At 57.6% G+C, this 21,503-nt stretch carries 15 protein-coding genes and 1 riboswitch; of the genes, 9 read left to right on the forward strand and 6 right to left on the reverse strand.

Annotation, left to right across the window (positions count from 1 at the left end; genetic code table 11):
• The first annotated feature begins 27 nt into the window (after positions 1-27).
• Entirely contained in the window at positions 28-4,911 is a 4,884-nt protein-coding gene (locus tag EHO01S_RS17925; protein ID WP_162147376.1) for an Ig-like domain-containing protein, read from the forward strand.
• A 166-nt stretch (positions 4,912-5,077) separates the two neighbouring features.
• On the opposite strand, the gene EHO01S_RS02440 is transcribed toward EHO01S_RS17925, so the two are convergent.
• The 5 genes from EHO01S_RS02440 to corR form a co-directional block, all read right to left on the reverse strand.
• On the reverse strand, positions 5,078-6,034 hold the full coding sequence (locus EHO01S_RS02440) for a GGDEF domain-containing protein (RefSeq protein ID WP_081702225.1): 957 nt from the start codon (positions 6,032-6,034) through the stop codon (positions 5,078-5,080).
• A 274-nt stretch (positions 6,035-6,308) separates the two neighbouring features.
• The gene (gene eno, locus EHO01S_RS02445; RefSeq protein WP_024522465.1) at positions 6,309-7,595 is read right to left on the reverse strand and encodes a phosphopyruvate hydratase; all 1,287 of its coding nucleotides are present in this window, start codon (positions 7,593-7,595) and stop codon (positions 6,309-6,311) included.
• 15 nt (positions 7,596-7,610) lie between these two features.
• Entirely contained in the window at positions 7,611-8,030 is a 420-nt protein-coding gene (locus EHO01S_RS02450; protein ID WP_024522466.1) for a universal stress protein, read from the reverse strand.
• A gap of 13 nt (positions 8,031-8,043) precedes the next feature.
• Entirely contained in the window at positions 8,044-8,934 is an 891-nt protein-coding gene (locus EHO01S_RS02455) for a DHHA2 domain-containing protein (RefSeq protein ID WP_024522467.1), read from the reverse strand.
• A gap of 91 nt (positions 8,935-9,025) precedes the next feature.
• A riboswitch (Fluoride riboswitch) is annotated at positions 9,026-9,103 on the reverse strand.
• A 75-nt stretch (positions 9,104-9,178) separates the two neighbouring features.
• A complete protein-coding gene (gene corR / locus EHO01S_RS02460; protein WP_024522468.1) occupies positions 9,179-9,829 on the reverse strand; it encodes a copper stress response transcriptional regulator CorR in 651 nt (216 codons plus the stop codon).
• Positions 9,830-10,214: 385 nt separating this feature from the next.
• Between corR and EHO01S_RS02465 the strand changes: the two genes are divergently transcribed.
• The gene (locus tag EHO01S_RS02465; protein ID WP_024522469.1) at positions 10,215-10,568 is read left to right on the forward strand and encodes a helix-turn-helix domain-containing protein; all 354 of its coding nucleotides are present in this window, start codon (positions 10,215-10,217) and stop codon (positions 10,566-10,568) included.
• A gap of 82 nt (positions 10,569-10,650) precedes the next feature.
• Here the strand turns inward: EHO01S_RS02465 and rhlE are convergent, their stop codons facing one another.
• Complete coding sequence (gene rhlE / locus EHO01S_RS02470; protein ID WP_024522470.1) at positions 10,651-12,009, reverse strand: ATP-dependent RNA helicase RhlE; 1,359 nt, start codon at positions 12,007-12,009, stop codon at positions 10,651-10,653.
• 248 nt (positions 12,010-12,257) lie between these two features.
• Between rhlE and EHO01S_RS02475 the strand changes: the two genes are divergently transcribed.
• The 7 genes from EHO01S_RS02475 (at position 12,258) to rcsB (ending at position 21,447) form a co-directional block, all read left to right on the forward strand.
• The gene (locus tag EHO01S_RS02475) at positions 12,258-13,001 is read left to right on the forward strand and encodes a CerR family C-terminal domain-containing protein (protein ID WP_024522471.1); all 744 of its coding nucleotides are present in this window, start codon (positions 12,258-12,260) and stop codon (positions 12,999-13,001) included.
• Positions 12,994-13,989, forward strand: coding sequence for a secretion protein HlyD (gene hlyD / locus EHO01S_RS02480; RefSeq protein WP_024522472.1), 996 nt, complete (start codon positions 12,994-12,996; stop codon positions 13,987-13,989). Before EHO01S_RS02475 ends, hlyD begins: the two co-directional genes overlap by 8 nt.
• Positions 13,990-14,000: 11 nt before the next feature.
• On the forward strand, positions 14,001-15,737 hold the full coding sequence (locus EHO01S_RS02485; protein ID WP_024522473.1) for an ATP-binding cassette domain-containing protein: 1,737 nt from the start codon (positions 14,001-14,003) through the stop codon (positions 15,735-15,737).
• Entirely contained in the window at positions 15,730-16,869 is a 1,140-nt protein-coding gene (locus tag EHO01S_RS02490) for an ABC transporter permease (protein ID WP_024522474.1), read from the forward strand. The genes EHO01S_RS02485 and EHO01S_RS02490 overlap by 8 nt, the downstream gene beginning before the upstream one ends.
• Positions 16,870-16,881: 12 nt before the next feature.
• Positions 16,882-17,994: an ABC transporter permease gene (locus EHO01S_RS02495; RefSeq protein WP_024522475.1), complete on the forward strand. Its 1,113-nt coding sequence runs from the start codon at positions 16,882-16,884 to the stop codon at positions 17,992-17,994.
• A gap of 95 nt (positions 17,995-18,089) precedes the next feature.
• Positions 18,090-20,801: a phosphotransferase RcsD gene (gene rcsD, locus EHO01S_RS02500; protein WP_024522476.1), complete on the forward strand. Its 2,712-nt coding sequence runs from the start codon at positions 18,090-18,092 to the stop codon at positions 20,799-20,801.
• On the forward strand, positions 20,794-21,447 hold the full coding sequence (rcsB, locus tag EHO01S_RS02505; RefSeq protein WP_024522477.1) for a response regulator transcription factor RcsB: 654 nt from the start codon (positions 20,794-20,796) through the stop codon (positions 21,445-21,447). Before rcsD ends, rcsB begins: the two co-directional genes overlap by 8 nt.
• Positions 21,448-21,503: the final 56 nt, after the last annotated feature.

Raw genomic sequence — 21,503 nt, forward strand, 5'->3', positions numbered from 1 at the left:
GCCTTTAGCCCGGCGATGGCGGCATCGATGCACAATAAAAACGATGCCGCCTTATCGTCGGTCGCCACACAACCCTATGTTTTGGCGGCTGGGGAAAACGTGCAGACAGTCGCTGCCAAGCTGGGCCTCAGCGTGACGCAATTAAAACGCGTCAATCAATATCGTATCTTCGCTCGGGGCTTCGAGCAGGTGAAACCCGGCGACGAGATCGATATTCCGCGGCAAAAACCGGCGCTGCCATCCTCCCCGGTACCGGCGCATACCGCCGCGCGTAGCACATCCTCCTCGCCCGAAGCCTTCCCGCAGGCCAACATGCCCAGTACAGGCTCGCAATCCTATGATGCGGCCGCCGGCATGCTGCGTTCGTTGACCACCAGCGCGGCAACACAAGAAGTGCAAAAATGGTTGAGTCAATATGGTACGGCACGGGTACAATTAAATGTCGATCCTCGCTTTTCTCTAGAAGGCAGCGCGCTCGACTGGCTGTTGCCATTCTATGATACCCCCGCGCTCACCCTGTTCAGCCAGCTTGGGGCACACAACAAAGATCAACGCAACACGATCAACATCGGGGTCGGTGCACGCACCCTGCACAACAACTGGCTGTGGGGAGCCAATACGTTTTATGACTATGATCTGACCGGGAGTAATAACCGCCTCGGTATGGGGATAGAGGCCCGAACCGATTATTTCCAACTGGCATTCAACGGCTACCTACGACTCAATAACTGGCATCAATCGCGTGACTTCGCCGATTATAATGAACGCCCCGCCAATGGCTTCGATATTCGAGCCAATGGTTGGCTACCAGCCTTGCCGCAGTTAGGTGGCAAATTGGTCTACGAGAAATACTTCGGTGAGGATGTGGCACTGTTCGGTAAGGATAACCTGCAACATAACCCGCATGCCTTGACTATTGGCGTCAACTATACCCCCTTCCCGCTGCTGACCATCGGCGTCGATGAGCGCCTAGGTAAAAGTGGTCAAAACGATACCCAATTCAACCTACAACTCACCTATCGCCCAGGGGAAAGCTGGCTATCACAGATCTCACCCAGTGCGCTGGCGGCGACACGCCAGGTAGCAGAGAGCCGTTACGATCTGGTCGATCGCAATAACAGCATCGTACTAGAGTATCAGAAGCAACAAGTGATTAAGCTAGCGCTCTCTAGCTCAGTAATCCAAGGGCTGCCGGGAAGTCGCCATCTGCTCACCACAACCATACAGAGCAAGTATGGGCTAGACCGTGTCATGCTCTCCGGCGACAGCCTGCTGGCCGCTGGCGGCCGCATTGATGCTGTAGACAAGACGCATTTCCGCCTCACTCTGCCGCCCTACCGAACACCCAACCGCAGCGCCAACGGTAATCGCGTGGACAACGTTTATTACCTGTATGCGGTGGCATTTGATACCAAGGGTAACCAGTCGCATGATGTCCCCCTGATCGTCCGGGTACAACAACCCCAAGCGACGCTGACGGGAACCCCGAGCGTCGACGGTAATGGTGCCATCGCCAACGGCAGCGACCCGATCGGCGTCACTTTTAGCGTCAAAGATAGCAATGGTGACCCCGTTAGTGCTCAAGAGGTCAACATCAGCGCCGATAACCAGGCCCAGCCGCCGCAAGCGACGGTAAAGACCAATGCGCATGGCGAGGCTCGGATGGTTCTGACCAATACTCGCGCCGGCACGACCACGGTGACCGCGACACTGAATGGCGCCAGCCAGAGTCAAGCGGTGACATTCGTCGCCGATCGCGCATCGGCCCATTTCCCGGCGGCTCCAACCATCACCAACGATAATGCACCGGCGGATGGCACCAGCCAGATCACGCTGGCCTTCCCGGTCAGCGATGCTCACGGCAATCCCCTCATGGGGGAAACGGTCAGCTTCACGACAGACCATGGAGCGCAACCGACACAAGGCAGTGTACAAACCGATAGCCAGGGTATCGCCCTGATCGCCCTCAGCAACATAAACAGTGGCGCGGTAAATGTTACGGCGAGCATCGGTAGCCACACGCTGAAACAGCGCGTGAACTTTGCCGTGGATCGAGCCAGCGCCGCCATCGCGGGTAAACCGACGATTAGCAATAACAATGCATTAGCCAACGGTAAGGATCAGATAACCATGGCCGTCGTGATCAAGAATGCCATCGGCAACCTCATTCCAGATCAACGAGTGGTGTTTAATGCTAACAATGGCGCGACACCGGCCAGCATGGCAGTGGACACCGATGCGCAAGGTCAGGCGCTCTTCACGGTGAGCAATACCCGGGCGGGAACGACTGCGATCCAGGTCAGCGTCAACGGCAAGACCCAAGTCTTCGACGTCACCTTCAACGCCGATCCAAGCACCGCAGCCTTCGTCGGTACGCCAATCGTCGCCAATAATGGCGCGCTGGCAAATGGCAGCAGTAAGATTAGCGTGGGTTTTACACTTAAGGATGCCAACGCTAACCCAATTACGGCGCAGGATGTCACCATTAATACCACTAACGGGGCGACACCCAACACCCTCACTGTGAAGACCGATGCACAAGGGGTGGCACAAATTGAACTCACTAATAACACTGTCGGTATCTCTGTGGTTACAGCGGAGTTCAACGGTAAGCGTCAAAGCCAGGATGTGACGTTTATGGCCGATCTCAGCACCGCACAATTTACCGGAACGCCAGTGGTGACGAACGATAACGCCTTAGCGAATGGTAACGCTCAGATTCGCATCGCCTTCACAGTGAAAGATGACAATAATCATCCGATCGCTAATCAAGATGTCGTTATCACAACCACCAATAATGCGATACCGTCGACGATGACCCTTAAAACGGATGCAGCAGGAACGGTGCAGATCGCTCTCACCAATACTTCTGCTGGCGTCAGTCGTGTAACGGCCTCGATAAATGGTAAGCGCCAAAGTCAAGATGTGACATTTGTTGCCGATCCTAGCACAGCCCATTTTGATGGGATGCCAACGGTCACTAATGATAACGCTCCGGCCAACGGTACGACGGCAATCGGTATCGCCTTTACTTTGAAAGATGCGCAGGGCAATGCGCTGACAAACCAAGATGTCACGTTAAGCGCCAGTGCGGGAGCCACCCCGGCGGCTCCAAGCGTCAAGACCGACGATAAGGGGATCGCTCTGTTCACACTGACGAGTACCACCGCTGGCACCAGTCGCGTCACCGCCAGCTACGGTAGTCAGAGCCAGAGTCAGGATGTGATGTTTATCGCCGATATCGCCACGGCTAAGTTTATAGGCACGCCACAGGTCAACAGCAACAATGCCCTGGCGAATGGCACCGAGCAGATCACAGTGACCTTCACGCTCCAAGATGCCCATCACAACCCGATCGAGGGTCAGAATATCGCCGTTAGTGCTACTAATAACGCCAGCCTCACGAGCACCACGCTGAAAAGCGATGACCAAGGGCAGATCCGCGTTCAACTCACCAATCGCAATGCAGGCACGACTCAGGTAACGGCGGCGTTTAATGGGCAAAGCCAAAACCAGGATGTCACCTTTGTACAACCGATCTCGGTTAAGCAAAATATCTTTAATCGAGTATTGTCACTAAATGATGCGATCAATATTGCACCAATCACGATCACCGGGGGGCTTAATCCTGTCGTTAGCGTTTCTCCGTCCTTGCCGACAGGGCTAACCCTTGATGCCAGCAGCGGTGCCATTCACGGCACCCCGACGATGCTCTCAGCGGAGCAGAGCTATACCCTTAGCACCAAGGATGCCACGAGCATGCCAGCAGTCAGCGTCACCTTGCGGCTATCCGTGGTCACGGGGCCAACAGTCACGGTATCAGTTCCGGATAAGATACTGACACAGAATGCCTCCGTCGCCGCTGGAGATTATATCCCGGTGACGGGGAGTTCACCTGTCGGCAGCCCGGTAAGTTATAGCGTCTCTCCCACCTTACCTGTCGGGCTCGGCTTGAATTCAACCAATGGCGTTATCAGCGGCACACCAACCGCCAGTTCAACCGCAACGCCCTATACCATGACGGTGCGGGACAGCAAAACCGGGGCAGAAAGTTCAGCCAACTTTACCCTGGCGGTGGCCGCTGCCCTCACGGTGACTCAGAATATTTATAGCCGTGTGTTGCCCATCGACAACGCGATCAGCATCTCGCCTATCACGATCACCGGTGGGGTAATGCCTAAGGTGACCATCACTCCGACCTTACCGACCGGGTTAGCCATTAATCCAGCTACCGGGGAGATCTCGGGGAATACGGCTACTCTCACTACTGCACAGCAGTATACACTCTCTGTGACGGATGCTAACGCCTTCCCGCTGAGAACGCTGACCCTGACCTTATCGACGGTACAAGGCCCTACCGTAACTGTCGCTACGCCAAGTAAAACAGCGGAGGATGGTAAGAGCGTTAGCTACACGCCGGTAACGGCAACGGCCGCCAGCAGTGGTAGTACATTGAGTTATCGCGTACAACCGGCGCTGCCAACGGGACTGGGCCTAAACTCCACCAATGGCCTCATTACCGGAACGCCATCGGGGCTTAGCCCAGAGGCGAGCTATACCATGACGGTGAAGGAGAGCAAGTCGGGGGCCGAGGTTAGCAAAAACTTTACCCTCGGGGTGGTGAGCGCATTCGCCTATACCCAAACGGCCTACCGCAAGACGCTAAAAGTGGGCGAGGCGACAAGCTTCGAGGTGATTAACTTTACCGGGGGAAGTGGTAGCTATGCTGTCACGGTAACACCGAATCTGCCCGCCGGATTAACATTCTCTTTCCCCAGCGGAACACCGTCCAGCCTCACCTTAGCAGGGACGCCGACAGCATCAACCCCTGAGACGGAATACACATTGACCATTTCGGATAGCAAGACCGGCTCCAACGCCACGAGAAAACTCACACTAACGGTTAACTAACCTGAACCGTTCTCTCTCACGAAGCACCTGGCGGGGCCCGGTGCTTCGTTTTTTTGGGGAGCCGTTGAGCGCCACATCGCGGATGGGGTCCCCCGCCCAACCCCCCACTGAGGGTTAGAGAATGACCATGCCCGGCGTGGCCTCGCCCTCTATCTAGCATCACGGCCTAGTGCGCGTACGGTGTAGCATCGGGACTCCAACGGTAAGTTCCCCGCCCGGCCCGTTTCGCCTGGTAGAGCGCATCGTCAACGCGGTGGATAAACGGCTCCAACATCTCGCCGGGCCTGCTGATCCCGACCCCGATGCTGACACTTAGCATCCGCTCCTCGGCGATGCGGATCAGACTGGCGCGCTGCAACAGGCGCTGCGCACTCTCCAACAAACGCGTGCGATCGGTCTGCTCCAACACTAAGGCGAACTCTTCGCCGCCGATACGAGCGGGAAACGCATGGTGGGAAAACTCGGCGCGCAACAGGCGGCCAAATTGGAACAACACCCGATCGCCGACGCTATGACCAAACTCATCGTTCACCCGTTTGAAGTGGTCCAAATCGATGATCAACAGCCCGATCTGGCGCGGTTGTGTACGCGACATCAGGTAGGAGTAGAAATGGCGCCGATTCGGTAACGTGGTCAAATCGTCGAACATTGCCAAGTAACGTAAACGACCACGCACCCGAGCCAGGTAACGTAGGGTATACCCGCCGCCCCAGGCGCCGATCAACATGCCCAGACTGTGCAACACATCCTCCAAATCGCCCAAGAGCACTGGCTGTACCACAATCTCATCCAATAAATTCAGCAAACCACTCAACAGCCATAGGGAGAGACCAAAGGTTAGACAGAGATACGCCGGACGATCCAGTGCCGAATATTGCACCGCCACTAACATCAGCAACACCGTCAAATAATCCACTAACTCCAGCACGAAGGCGAAACCATTGAAACGCGGCAAGGCGTAATGGGGGAGGTAAGCGAAATGCAAGACGGTAATCACCGCCATCAGTATCCCGAGCAGCGCAAGAAACCACGCCCGCCGACGGGTAAAACGCCGCCGCGGCTGCACCGGATCGCCATACAACGCCATTGCGCGCTGTCGCTCATCGCCAAAAAGATCCATCATTCCCCTGTGGCCTCATACTGGACTCACCGTCAGATAATAAAAATAATATATTGAAATTATTATAAATATTCAGAAAACTCTCATCATACTAACTATAGTTAGCGGGCCTCAGATTGACAACTTCTTTTCTCCGTGGCATAGCGCTATTGGGGCCAGAAGGCGGTGCAAAACAGGGCCGGACGAGTTCGACGAACAAGGGAAAACACGGGGAAACACGGGGTAAAAAAACGGCGCGAACCTGGTGAAAGGATCGCGCCGAGCCTATCAGGAGCGCTTAACGGCGTTTAAAAGCGTGTTTGCCGGCAAACTGTGCCGCCGCCCCCAGTTGATCCTCGATGCGCATCAGTTGGTTATATTTCTCGATGCGTTCACCGCGACAAGGCGCCCCGGTCTTCAGATGGCCTGCGCACAACCCGACCGTCATGTCGGCAATGAAGCTGTCCACTGTCTCTCCGCTGCGGTGAGAGATGAAGGTGCCCCAGTCGTGACGATGACACAGCTGGACCGCCGCGATGGTTTCCGTCAACGTGCCGATCTGATTCAGCTTGATCAATGCCGCATTCGCCACCTGTTCCTCGATGCCGCGCTGAATATAGCGCACATTGGTGACCAACAGATCGTCGCCAACCAGTTCGACCCGTTGTCCTAAACGGGCGTTCAGATGGCGCCAGCCAGGCCAGTCATCCTCGGCTAAGCCATCCTCCAACAGCACGATGGGAAAGTCATCAAGCAATGCCGCATAGTAGTCGGTCATCGCCTGGGCACTGAGACGACGATCCTCGCTGCGCAGGTGGTAGACGCCATCCTGATAGAACTCGCTAGAGGCCGGATCGAGGCAGATCACAATGTCCTCACCGGGACGATAGCCGGCCTGCTCGATGGCCTGCACGATCAACGCCAAGGGCTCACGGTTGCTACGCACATGCGGCGCGAAGCCCCCTTCATCGCCAACACCGATGCTCAGACCGGCATCCAACAGCACTTGACGCAGCGTCTGATAGACCTCGCTGCCCCAGCGCACCGCCTCGCGCAACGAGCTCGCTCCCCACGGCGCGATCATATACTCTTGGAAATCGGCCCCTTGCCAACGCGCATGCACCCCACCGTTGATGATATTCATACAGGGTACCGGCAACAGCGTGGCTCCTAGGCCACCGATATAGCGATACAGCGGTTGCTGCGTCAGCTGAGCCGCCAGCCGGGCACACGCCAGCGAAACGCCAAGAATCGCGTTAGCCCCCAGTACCGCCTTATTGTCACTGCCATCCAGCGCCAACATACAACCGTCAATCGCCGCCTGCCGGCGCACATCATAACCGCGCAGCGCCTCACGTAACGGGCCGTTGACATGGGCTACCGCCTGCTGTACGCCGCGCCCGCCGAAACGCGCCTTATCACCGTCACGCAGTTCGACCGCCTCGCGCGAACCGGTGCTAGCGCCAGAGGGTACCGACGCGCGCGCCCACTCTCCCGTTGTTACGTGCACATCCACTTCTACCGTAGGATTACCACGCGAGTCGAGGATCTCGCGAGCGACAATGTCATCGATCACAAAGCTCATGTTCTACTCCTAGGTTTACAGGTGTTTCACTAGAACGTCAGTCTCAAGGCCATTGATAAAGTCAAACGAACTGGAGACAAACTTAGCTAACGTGCGGTTATGATGACCCAGCATCAATAAATCCACCTGTTGACGGGTGACGAAAGCGCGCACATCGTCGAGGGCATCGAGGGTCACAATCTGTTGCATATCGATCGGATAAGCCTGCTGGTGTACTAACGACATCAGTAACTGGCGCGTCTCATTGATACTTTGCTGCTCCATGTGCGTCAGATTGACATCCAACATGCCGCGCATGGCGGCCAAATCGCCACTGATATGCCCCAGCGTCAACTGGGCCTCATTTTGGCGGGCGACCTGACAGGCGTGCGGTAATAACGTCTCGCCATCGTGGCGACCATGCACCAATACCAAAACGTGTCGATAGATCTTCATCGGGGACCTCATCTCAAATCAGGTGGGCGCTGACCCAGGGCAAGATCTCTTTCTTGCGGCTCAGCATGCCGGGTAAGGGTTGGGGAGGAAAAACGCGGCCATCGCGGGCGACGCGATAGAGCACCGTATGACGTCGCCGAATATCGCTGATCGCCAACATAACGTAATCCACCCCTTGTTCATGACAACGCTGTTGCATACAGGCCAGCAGTGGCCTCAGTTGGGCGTCAACCTGTTGCGCTGACGCGACCTCCAGTTGCGCGATCTCCAGCGTATGCTCACCGATCACGAAACGCTTCAGATCCTTGGTCAACAACGCCGGCGCACTGTAGCCCGCTAGGCAAGTCTTCGCTGCCAATAGGCCAGTAAGGAAAGTGTCATAGTCGGGACGACAGACCGCACGCAAGGCGGCGACCGCCTGGCGATCAACCTCGCTGGTGGTCGGCGAGATCAAGCCGACGGTATCGCTCAAGATGGCCCCCAGCAACAAGATGGCTTGGCTGCGATCGGGTGGCATTGCGTACTCTTGGGTCAAGATCTGCCACAATAGGGTTGCCGTACTGCCGACCCGGCGGATCCAAGCATCGAGTGGCTCGCAACTGGTCAGCGTACCCAAACGATGGTGGTCGATTAACCCCAATAAACGACTCTGCGGTAGCGTATCCGGCCCCTGCTCGGCATCGCTGAAGTCCACCACCCAGGTTGCTTTATCCTGCAACGATACGGTCAAGAGCGGCGGTGGCTCGCACTCGGCTTGGCGTAGGATATAAGCCGTCTCATGGGTGATCGCGCCCAGACGCCAGGCGCGTGCAGGCAAGCCGCGCGCCGAAAGCCACTGAGCGGCGACCAGTGCGCTACAAATTGAGTCGCTATCGGGGTTCTTATGGCCAAAAACGTAGATCATCTCTCCTCCGTTAGCGGTGGTTAACCACGGGGAGTGCAGGGATAAGCGCGGGAAAATACGATGACGCTGATGCCCCGCTCTCCAGGAACGGTAATCATCAGGCGTCATCATCCGTAAGTGGATTACGGCGGTTGGTTATCACGGGTGGCACGCCATCACCCTTTTTGGCAGCTAACCAGTTTCGTTAATCGATGGCAAGCGGCAGTGTGTTGCAAAGCATGTCTATCACGTTACATCTACGCGTTTAGGCTGGCAGACGGCAGGTCTCGCACAATGCTGGCCAAAGTGCCATGGTGGTCTCCACGATAGCCTGAAGATCGCCACACTCAGCGCCCTCACGAGCGCGTACCGACATTCCCTGGATCAGACAGCAGAGATAACGTGCCAGCCCCTGGACATCGCTATAGGCCGGCAATTCGCCGCTGCTCTGGCGCTGCTGGAGAAAACGCGTCAGCATCGCCTCTTGTATCGGCTGTCGACTCTTCAGTACTTGGCTAACCTTATCCGAACAGCTGGTCGGCACCATTGATGCGCAGATGATAAAGCAGCCGCTGGGCGTATCGTCGCTGGTAAAACAGCACGCGGTGACATTCAGGTAGTCACGCAGCGTATCGACCAATGGCAAATTGACGTTGAACAACAGGCGATCGTATTTGTCTTCGTTACAGGCGGTATAATACTCGACCACCGCACGAAACAATCCCTCTTTATTTTCAAATTCGGCGTACAGGGTCGGCGCTTTCGCCCCGGTCGCCTCGACCAGATCGGCCATCGAGGTCGCCTCGTAACCTTTACGCCAAAACAGCTCCAGCGCCTTGCGCAACGCGACTTCCCTATCGAACACCTTTGGACGGCCGCGCCCGGCGCGTTTACAGGATGTATGTTCTGTTACCATTCCCTTTATCTACACCTCACTCACTGGATCTCCCGCTAAAGGTAGCCCTGCCCCCACGAATATGCAAACCGTGGCGCACCGCTGGTGCAGGCGGCGGCGGAACCGTGCCCACCCCGCGCGGGAATTGAATAATATCTTGTTAACAAACATAGAGTTAACAATTTTATTAATAGTCGTTAATAAAAAACATTGACGGCACTCCGGCGACGGAATTACCATTAAATTAACGATCGTTAAGATAATGAACTCATACGATGTGCGCCCGGCGCAACCATCACCGCGATCGTCACCAGAATGACACTAAAACGCACCTGCTGTGTGGATTAAACGGCCACACAACGCGTTGTGTCACTAACCATCGCACAAAAAGAGTAAGGGGATTGCCATGTACAATACCGATTTTATCAGCGCGCTCCGTACCTGGATCGATAACAATGTTGCGACCATCTCATCCCTTGATGATGTGGCGGCGCGCGCGGGTTATTCCAAGTGGCACCTGCAACGCATGTTTAAAGCGCACACCGGCATACGCCTCGGTGAGTATATTCGTAATAAGAAGCTGGATGAGTCGGCGCGCCGTCTGAAGGTGTGCCAAGGTTCGATCCTCGACATCGCGTTATCGATGGGCTTCGATTCACAACGCTCCTTTACCCGCTCCTTTAAACGCCGCTTCGATGTGACGCCGGGCGTCTGGAAGAAAGGGAGAATGGCAGGAAAGTCTTTCGAGCGCGCCGCCTGAGCGCTGCGGGTAAGCGACCCACTGCGGATGCAGTCTCCCGACTGCCCCAGCGGCGGGTCGTTTTCCGGTTAGCGTCTAGCGCTTAACGCGCTACGCCGCGTCCTTTCGCCTCCGCCGCCGGACGACGCGGACGACGATGCTGGCTCTGGCGGGACGTCGTGCTACGTTGTTCTTCCCCCGTCGCATTACCGTTGGGACGAGCGCTATTGCCGCGTCGTCCTTGTCCCTGCGTACCCCGTTCGTTACGGCCATTCTGCCGTCCGCCTTGACGACCATTCTGGATCGGCTCGGCCTTGATGCTGGGGTCCGGCTCATAACCGGCGATCGCCATACGTGGAATCGGGCGTTTCAGCAGGCGTTCGATATCACGCAGCAGCTTATGTTCGTCGACACAGACCAGTGAGAGCGCTTCGCCCGTCGCCTGCGCACGCCCGGTACGTCCGATACGGTGGACATAATCTTCCGGAACGTTGGGCAGCTCATAGTTCACCACGTAAGGCAGTTGATCGATGTCCAAGCCACGGGCGGCGATATCCGTCGCCACCAGGACGCGAATGTCGCCACTCTTGAAGTCCGCCAGCGCACGGGTTCGAGCGCCCTGACTCTTGTTGCCATGGATCGCCGCCGCACTGATGCCATCCTTATTCAGCTGCTCGGCCAGATGGTTGGCGCCATACTTGGTGCGGGTGAACACCAACACCTGGCGCCAATCCTGTGAGCCGATCAGGAAAGAGAGCAGCTCACGCTTACGCTTCTTGTCCACCAGATGCACGTGTTGGGTGACCAAATCCGAGGCGGTGTTGCGGCGCGCCACTTCCACCTCGGCCGGATTATGCAGCAGCGAGGCGGCCAGCGCCTTGATCTCGTCGGAGAAGGTCGCGGAGAACAGCAGGTTCTGACGCTTGGCCGGCAGGCGCGCCAGCACGCGGCGAATATCGTGAATGAAGCCCATGTCCAGCATGCGATCGGCCTCATCCAGCACCAAGATCTCAACCTGGGACAGATCGACCGCGTTCTGATGCGCAAGATCCAGCAGGCGTCCCGGCGTCGCCACCAGCACATCCACCCCACCGCGCAGCTTCATCATCTGTGGATTGATACTCACCCCACCGAACACCACCAGCGAGCGTAACGGTAGGTGGCGGCTATACTCGCGCACGTTATCGCCGATCTGCGCCGCCAACTCACGGGTCGGTGTCAGGATCAGGGCGCGCACCGGGCGACGGCCTTTGCTGTTCTTCGGGTTCTGGTGCAGCAATTGCAGCAACGGCAAGGTAAAACCAGCCGTCTTGCCGGTGCCGGTCTGGGCACTGGCCATCAAATCGCGACCTTGCAGTACCAGCGGAATGGCTTGTTGCTGAATCGGGGTGGGGTCACGGTAACCCTGCTCTTCCACCGCACGTAACAGTTCGGCACACAGGCCAAGGGAATCAAAAGACATGAAAAACTCCAAACCCGCCCACTCCCCGGTTTCCAGGGATGCAGTTTCCGGACGGGCGTATCAGACGAGGCAAAGCGAGAATTACCACGAGGACAGGCACAAACTGCGGGTACACAATTAGCGCTTAGTGTAACAGCAAGCGTCTGCGCTGTCTGCCCTGATATTCCGCCTGACACGACTTTACAGTGGCGAAAAAAGCGCCTAGAGTTAATCAATCAAATGATTAACTTTTATAGACGGTCATCGTCATGAAGAGACTGCGTCGCGCGCCGCCGTGGGCGCATGCCCGCTCACGCGGCGACCAGGCGCGTCAGGCACTGATCACGGCTGGCTTACGTCTATTTGCCCAACAGGGATTAGACGGGGCGACCACCCGCGATATCGCACAGGCGAGCGGGCAAAATATCGCCGCCATTCCCTACTATTTTCACTCCAAACAGGGGTTGTATCTGGCGGTCGCCCACTGGATCGCCAAAACGCTCAGCCACAGCTTCAACCCGCTGCGCGAAGAGTGCGAGCGCCATCTTGCCGATGCGGATGCCACGCCGCAAGCGGCGCTGGCCTTGATCCAACGCGCGCTGGCCCATCTATGCCAATTGATGATCCAGCCGCAAAGCCTACATCTAAGCCAGGTCATCGCGCGTGAACAGATGTTTCCCAGCGCCGCCTCCCCCATTTTGCACCAACACTTTATTACGCCGCTGCATACCCTGATGACCCGCCTGGTTTCGCGCTACGTCGGCTTGGATGCCACACATCCCAGCGCGATACTGCACACCCATGCCCTGATCGGGCAGGTCTTGGCCTTTCGCATGGCGCGCGAAACCCTGCTGACCCGTACCGGCTGGTCACAGATCGGCATGGAACAGGCTCAGCAGATCCATCAGGTAGTCCACCGTCACACCGAATTGCTGCTCACCGGACTGCGCCAACAGGTTGACGCAGCGCAACCCACAGCATTGCGAGGAACGCGAGGAATTAACGATGAATAACAGGCGAATCGCCGGCGTCGTTATCGGCATCGTGCTGATAGCCCTCATCGCCGGAGGATATGGTTATTACCGCAGCCAACAGGATCAACCACTGACCCTATACGGTAATGTTGACATTCGTACCGTCAATCTAGGCTTCCGCGTCAGCGGCCGGCTGGCCTCGCTGACGGTCGACGAAGGCGCGACGGTCAAGCCGGGGATGCTGCTCGGTCGGTTGGACGATGCACCTTATGTCAATGCGTTGAACGAGGCGCGTGCCGCCGTCGCCGCCGCACAGGCCAATCTGGCGCTGTTACAGGCCGGTTATCGCAGCGAAGAGATCGCCCAAGCGCAAGCCGCCGTGACCCAGGCCGAAGCCAACTACCGTTACATGCAACGCTTCTATGAGCGCCAGCAGGGACTGTGGGCCAGCCGGGCGGTCTCGGCCAACGAACTGGAGAGCGCGCGCACTAACCGCAACCAGGCGCAGGCCCAACTGCAACAGGCGCGCGATAAGCTGGCGCAGTATCAATCCGGCAATCGTCCGCAACAGATCGAGCAGGCACAGGCGCAACTGCAACAGGCCCAAGCCCAACTGGCTCAGGCCGAACTGAATCTGCATGATACCGCATTGTTCGCCCCCTCGCGCGGTACCGTGATGACCCGCGCCGTCGAACCGGGCACCATGCTGGCCGCCGGCAATACCGTGTTCAACATCGCCTTAACCCGCCCGGTCTGGGTGCGTGCCTACGTCGATGAAACCCACCTCAACCGCGCTATTCCCGGCACCCCCATCGCACTGTATATCGATGGTCGACGCCAGCCCTATCACGGTACCATCGGTTTCGTCTCGCCCAGCGCTGAATTCACGCCGAAGAGCGTCGAGACACCCGAGCTACGCACCGCGCTGGTCTATCGCCTGCGCGTGATCGTCGACGATGCCGATGACGCGTTACGCCAGGGGATGCCGGTCACCCTGCGCTTCCCCACATCGCCGCTACAACGCTAGCGGGGCAGCGTATGGTCAGCCATTACATTGAGCTAGAGGGGGTGGAGAAACGCTTCGCCGGGCTGGATCGGCCGGCAGTTGCCAGCCTGACGACCCGTATCGCCAGCGGCGCCGTGATGGGGCTGGTTGGCCCCGATGGCGCCGGCAAGACCACGCTGATGCGCATCCTGGCCGGGTTGCTGAAACCGAGCGCCGGACGGGTCAGCGTGGTCGGACTCGATCCGTTGCGCCAGGAGCGCCAGTTGCATGCCATCCTCGGCTACATGCCGCAAAAGTTCGGTCTGTATGAAGATCTGACGGTGATGGAGAACCTGGTACTGTATGCCGAGCTGCGCGGCGTCACCGGCGCGGCACGCGCCAGTACCTTCGCGCGTCTGCTGGCCTTTACCTCGCTAGCCCCCTTCACCGATCGTCTGGCCGGTAAGCTATCCGGCGGAATGAAGCAGAAGCTTGGGCTAGCCTGTACGCTGCTCGGGTCGCCGCAGGTCTTGCTGCTCGACGAGCCAGGCGTCGGCGTCGATCCCATCTCGCGCCGGGAACTGTGGCGCATGGTGCATGAATTGGCCGACGAGGGGATGCTGATCCTGTGGAGCACCTCCTATCTGGATGAAGCCGAACAGTGCCGCGAAGTGCTGCTGCTTAACGAGGGACGGCTACTGTACAGCGGGCCACCACAGCGGCTGACGCAACGCATGGCCGGTCGCACCATCTTGTTGCGCGCCCCCGGCGTCTCCCATCGCCGCCTGCTGCAACAAGCCATTACCCTGCCGGCAGTCAGCGATGCGGTGATCCAGGGGCAGTACCTGCGTCTGATCCTCCAGGCCGATTGCGACCACCGCCAGCTCCCGGCAGCACTCCATCTCTCGCAGGCCGAGGTGCTGGAAGCCGAACCCCGCTTTGAGGATGCCTTCATCGACCTATTAGGCGGCGGCCCGCACCAGGCCTCGGCGCTGGCTGGCATCATGCCCCAGGTCGCCGCCGATCCGGCACAGACAGTGATCGAAGCGCGCCAATTGACCAAGAAGTTCGGCGGCTTCACGGCCACCGATCACGTCGACTTTCAGGTTAAGCGCGGCGAGATTTTCGGTCTACTCGGCCCGAATGGGGCGGGCAAGTCGACCACCTTTAAGATGATGTGCGGCCTGTTGGTACCCAGCAGCGGCCATGCTCTGGTGCTAGGGATGGATCTGAAGACCGATTCGGGACGGGCACGTCAGCACCTGGGCTACATGGCACAGAAGTTTTCTTTATACGGCAACCTGACCGTCGCCCAAAACCTGGCCTTCTTCTCCGGGGTCTATGGCTTACGCGGCAAACACCAACGCGCCAAGATCGCCGACATGACCCGGGCGTTTAATTTCACGCCGATCCTCCAGCAGACGCCGGATGCCCTACCGCTGGGTTTTAAGCAACGCCTAGCCCTCTCCTGTGCCCTCATGCATGAGCCAGACATCCTGTTTCTCGACGAACCCACCTCTGGAGTCGATCCGCTGACCCGGCGTGAATTCTGGCTGCACATCAACGGGATGGTCGATAAGGGGGTCACCGTGATGGTTACCACCCATTTCATGGACGAGGCGGAGTACTGCGATCGCATCGCCCTGGTCTACCATGGGCAGATCATCGCCACCGGCTCACCGGACGATCTCAAGGCGCGTATCGCCAGCGCCGATATCCCAAATCCCACCATGGAACAGGCCTTCATCGAATTGGTGCAGGCCTATGATCGGGAGCATGAACATGGCTGATAACGCAACCTACTTCTCCTGGCGCCGTCTGCGCGCGCTGTGCCGCAAAGAGACGGCCCAGATCCTGCGCGATCCCAGCAGTTTACTGATCGCTGTGGTGATCCCGCTGCTGTTGCTGTTTATCTTCGGCTACGGTATCAACCTGGACTCCAGTCGCCTGCACGTAGGTATCCTGCTAGAGCAACAAACCCCACAGGCGCGTCAGCTAGCCGATACCTTTCGCGGCTCGCCTTATATCGCCGCCACCGTCAGCGACGATCGGCAGCAGCTGACGCGCCTGCTACAAGCCGGGCAGATCCGCGGGATGGTGGTGATCCCGGTCGACTTCGCCGATCGCCTACTGCGTAGTCAAGACAACGCGCCACTCCAGGTGATCACCGACGGTAGCGAACCCAATACCGCCAACTTTGTGCGCGGCTACACCGAGGGCGTCTGGCAGGTATGGCTGCAACAACGCGCCCAGGATCACGGCGTGCTCTATCAGCCGTCCATCGATATTCAGATGCGTTACTGGTTTAACCCGGCCGCCATCAGCCAACATTTTATCATTCCCGGCGCCATCACCATCATCATGACGGTGATCGGCGCCATCCTGACCTCACTGGTGATCGCGCGTGAATGGGAGCGCGGCACCATGGAAGCGTTGTTGTCGACCCAGGTCACCCGTAGCGAGCTCTTGCTCTGTAAGCTGTTGCCCTACTATGTACTGGGCATGCTGGCAATGGCATTGTGCATGGTGGTGGCGGTTTTCATCATGGGGGTGCCGTTTCGCGGCTCACTGCTGATCCTGTTTGCCATGACCAGCCTATTCATGGCCAGTACCCTGGGGATGGGGCTGCTGATCTCCACCGTTACCCGGAACCAATTCAACGCGGCGATGATCGCCCTGAACGCGGCGTTCCTGCCGGCGGTGATGCTCTCAGGCTTCGTATTCGAGATCGATAGCATGCCGGCCATCGTACGAGCGATCACCTATGTCATCCCGGCACGCTACTTCGTCAGCACCTTGCAATCCCTATTTTTGGCGGGCAACATCAGCAGCGTGCTGCTGGTCAACCTGGCCTTCCTGTTGGTATCGGCGCTGTTCTTCATCGGCCTGACGGCGTTAAAAACCCGGCGACGGTTGGACTAAGGAGGAAAGAGCATGCTGCACCGTCTACTAACTCTGATTATCAAAGAGTTACAGTCACTATTGCGTGATCCGCAGACACGTACCATCCTGGTGGTGCCAGTGATCATGCAGGTGTTACTGTTTCCCTTCGCCGCCACCCTCAACGTCACCAATGCCAGCATCGCCATCTACAACGAAGACAGCGGCCCGGCCTCCATCGAACTGACCCAGCGCTTGGCCAAGGCCAGCGCCTTCTCCCAGGTGATCTTGCTGGATAACCCGCAGGCCATCGCCCCAACCATCAACGACCAACGCGCCCTCTTGCTGGTACGTTTCCCGGCCAACTTTAGCCGCGATCTACTCAGCAACCAGCCGACCACCCTACAACTGATCCTCGATGGTCGGAGCTCGAATAGCGCCCAGATCGCCGCCAACTATATTCAGCAGATCGTCAGCGACTACCAGCAGCAACTGCGTAGCGAACTGCATCAACCCTCGCTGGTCAATAGCCGTCTGATCGTGCGCAACTGGTATAATCCTAACCTGGATTACAAATGGTTCGTGGTCCCCTCGCTGATCGCCTTGATCGCGACCATCGGGGTGATGATCGTTACCTCACTGTCCGTGGCGCGTGAGCGTGAACAGGGCACGCTGGAGCAGTTGTTAGTCTCACCGCTCAATACCTGGCAGATCTTCATCGGCAAGGCGGTGCCAGCCCTGATCGTCGCCACCTTTCAGGCTACCCTAGTACTGCTGATCGGTATCTTTGGCTATCAGATCCCTTTCGCCGGTTCACTGTGGCTGTTCTACTTCACGCTGCTGATCTATGGCCTGTCCTTGGTCGGCTTCGGGCTCTTCATCTCTGCCCTATGCGCCACACAGCAGCAGGCGTTTATCGGCGTCTTCGTCTTCATGATGCCGGCTATTCTGTTGTCCGGCTATGTCTCACCGGTAGAGAACATGCCGCTCTGGTTGCAGAATGTGACCTGGATTAACCCGATCCGTCACTTTACTGACATCACCAAACAACTCTACCTGAAAAACGTCGGTTTCACGGTCATCTGGCATAACCTGTGGCCGTTACTGGTGATCACCGTGGCCACCAGCGGCATCGCCTACGCAATCTTCCGCCGGAAGATCGCCTGATGACACCGGGAGCGACGATGGGCGATGCCAGCGCCGCTCCCCCTTGCTATACTGCGCACAGCGTTTTTTTCGACTGACAGGATCGCCCGCGCGCTATGCAGCCAACGTCAAACTCCATGTCCCTTTCCGGCGTCACTCGCAGCTATCTGCTGTTTATCGTGCTATTGCTGCTGGGCAACCTGCTATACGGCTATAACTACGTCAATGCCTACCTCAGCGCCAAGCAACACATGTTGTCGTCGGTAGCCCGGCTGTTGCAGCAACGGATCGAAACCTACCGTTTCATTACCTATCAGATCTACGAAACCACCCCTCACGACGAACTGCGCGATAACCAGACACCACAGCATGAGTTGCGCCTACGCCCGGATATCTACCTGCTGGATAAAACACGTCATAAGACCGATGCCTTAATCTTCGGTCTACACGACAGCGCCACCAGTGAACTGGCACAGAACCTGTCACGCTATCTGGATACCCTATGGAGCGCTGATACTGAGCCTTATTCGCTTTACTATCTCAACGGACAAGATAACAGCCTGATCCTGATCTCCACCATGCCGATGAAAGATCTCTCCGCACGCTATAAGGATGGCTATCTGGGGAATCTGGTGGAAGCGCGTAAGGCGGAGATGCTCCAGCAGTCGAATGCCCTCGACCAGCGCGAAGGTTTCTCCGGGTTGCGTAAGTTCCGTTTTCAAAACGCCTACTATTTTACCCTACGTACCACCTTCAACGATCCCGGCCACCTGGCTACCGTGATCGCCTTCGATCTCCCGGTGGAAGATCTGCTACCGAACAACTTGCCGGCGCAGCGCTTCCAACTGCTCGAGCAACCAGACAACGATGGCGAATGGAACGCGGGCGATGAACCGCCGCGGGCCGTCACCCAACTGAGCTGGCCCTGGATCACCGTCAATAGCCCGATCCATAACACGCCGCTGACGCTTCAATTCCACATCCCGACGATGGCGCTGATCATCGATCTGGCGCGCAACAACTTCTGGGTGCTGTTGATCAATCTGGCGCTGCTGGCCCTCTCCGCCATCGCCTTCTACATCGTCCGCCATCAGTATGTTCGTCCTGGCAAACGTATGGCGGCGCAGCTGAACGCCCAGCAAGAGATGAATCAGGAGATCATCGCCCATCTGCCGATGGGCTTGCTGATCTACCGCTTCGACAACAACACGCTGGTCGCCAGCAATAAGCAGGCCGATCAACTGCTGCCCCACCTGAGCCTGCATAAGATCGCGGCGATGGCCGATCGCCATCATGGTAAGGTGCAGGTCAGCATCAACAACGCCATGTATGAAGTGCAAATGGTGCGCAGCCAACAGACGCCGCACTCGGCCCTGTTTCTGATCCGTAACCTGGATACCGAGATGCTGATGAGCCAGAAGCTCAAGCTGGCTCACGAGGAGTACGAGAAAAACCTGACGGCACGCAAGACCATGACCGACAACCTGAGTCAGGAGTTGCAAGCGCCGCTGAGCGAGATAACCCGTCTGAGCACGGCCCTGCGCGACGCAGAGAATCAAGCGCCACTGCTCGATGCGCTGTGGCTGGAAAGCCAACACGCCCAACGCCTGATCGATGAAATCACTCTGTTAACCGCCGTCGAAAGCCAGGATTGGCATCCTCAGTCCCGCCCTTTCCGCCTGCACGAACGCATCGATGCCCTGTTGTTACGTAATCTCCCCGCCATGCGACGCAAGGGGTTAATGCTACTGGGGCGGGTCGATACCGATCCGGCACAACAGTTTGACGGCGACATCGTCACCCTGGAACGGGTGCTGGAAATGCTGCTGCACTATGCCATCGTCACCACCGCCTACGGCAAGATCAGCCTGACCCTCAGCCCCGATGCCCAACACCCCGACCGATTACACGTCCAGTTGAGCGACACCGGTGCGGGGCTCACGCGCAGCGAGCTGCGTAACCTACACTACCCGGCTCTGGCACCGGCGCAAAGCGACCGCTTCTCCCGCGGCTCTAGCCTCACCTTCTATCTCTGCGCCCAGCTTTGCCGCCGCCTAGGCGGTGAGTTGACCATCGATAGCCGCCCCGATATCGGCACGCACTATCGCTTCAGCTGCCGTATGCAACCGTTGCCGCTCAGCGAACAACAGGAAGAGAAGCTGCTGGACGGCATCACCATCGGTCTGCGCATCACCGCCGAGGAAATCCGTGCCCGAGTCAGCCAACGGCTGGAGGGGCTCGGCGCCACGCTGATCAACGCCGATGACGAGGGAGAAAGTCACGCCGGCACGCCGTCCTGCGATTTGTTGGTGACCGACGATCCCGCTCAAGTTCAGACGAATACCTTGCTGTTGGCGGCGGACGTCGAGGGATTCGAGGAGTATGCGCCACAGCGTATTCGCGCAAATTTTAACCTGAGCGATGCGTTAATCGACGCGATCCTGCTGCTGATCGAACGGCAAATGGCGGCCGCAGAAGCCCCCGTCTATTGCGAATATGCTGAAAATGCTGAAAATGCACCGTCCGTTATTGATGAGAATCCTTTTAAATCAAAGGATTACTATTCACTGTTTTTGGACACAGTACCCGCTGATATACAAAAACTGTATACTGAGTCAGATCAACAGGATTGGCCCGCGCTAGCCCTCACCGCGCACCGCCTCAAAGGCGTCTTCGCCATGCTGGCGTTTCCCGTCGGTAAAACGTTGTGTGAACAGCTGGAAGAGGCACTGAAGCATCACAACGCGGCACAGGCTCGAGTCCTGATCAGTCATATTGACGCTTTTGTCAGCCGACTGCTTCAACTAGGTAACCAACAATATGAATAACCTGAATGTAATCATTGCTGACGACCATCCCATCGTTTTATTCGGCATTCGTAAGTCGCTGGAACAGATCGAGTGGGTGAACGTCGTCGGGGAATTCGAAGATTCCACTACGCTGATCAATAGCCTGCCCAAACTGGACGTCAACGTTCTGATCACCGATCTCTCCATGCCCGGCGACAAATACGGCGACGGTATTACCCTGATCAAATACATCAAGCGCCACTTCCCGGAGCTGTCGATCATCGTCCTGACCATGAATAATAACCCGGCCATTCTCAGCGCCGTGTTGGATCTGGATATCGAAGGGATCGTCCTGAAACAAGGAGCGCCGACCGATCTGCCCAAGGCGCTCGCCGCCCTGCAAAAGGGCAAGAAATTTACCCCGGAGAGCGTCTCTAAGCTGTTGGAGAAGATCAACGCCAGCGGCTATGGCGACAAACGCCTCTCGCCGAAAGAGAGCGAGGTACTGCGCCTGTTCGCCGAAGGATTCCTGGTCACCGAGATCGCTAAGAAGCTAAATCGCAGTATCAAGACCATCAGCAGCCAGAAAAAGTCGGCGATGCTGAAGCTGGGCGTCGACAACGACATTGCCCTGCTCAACTACCTCTCATCGGTCAATATCATGCCGAACGATGACAAGGCATAACCCTCGCCTGCCGCCGCCACGGCGGCGAGCCGCTACCCCACAGGCCCGTAACCTGC

The organism is Edwardsiella hoshinae NBRC 105699 = ATCC 33379 (assembly GCF_000474215.1).
Taxonomy (GTDB): Bacteria; Pseudomonadota; Gammaproteobacteria; order Enterobacterales; family Enterobacteriaceae; genus Edwardsiella; species Edwardsiella hoshinae.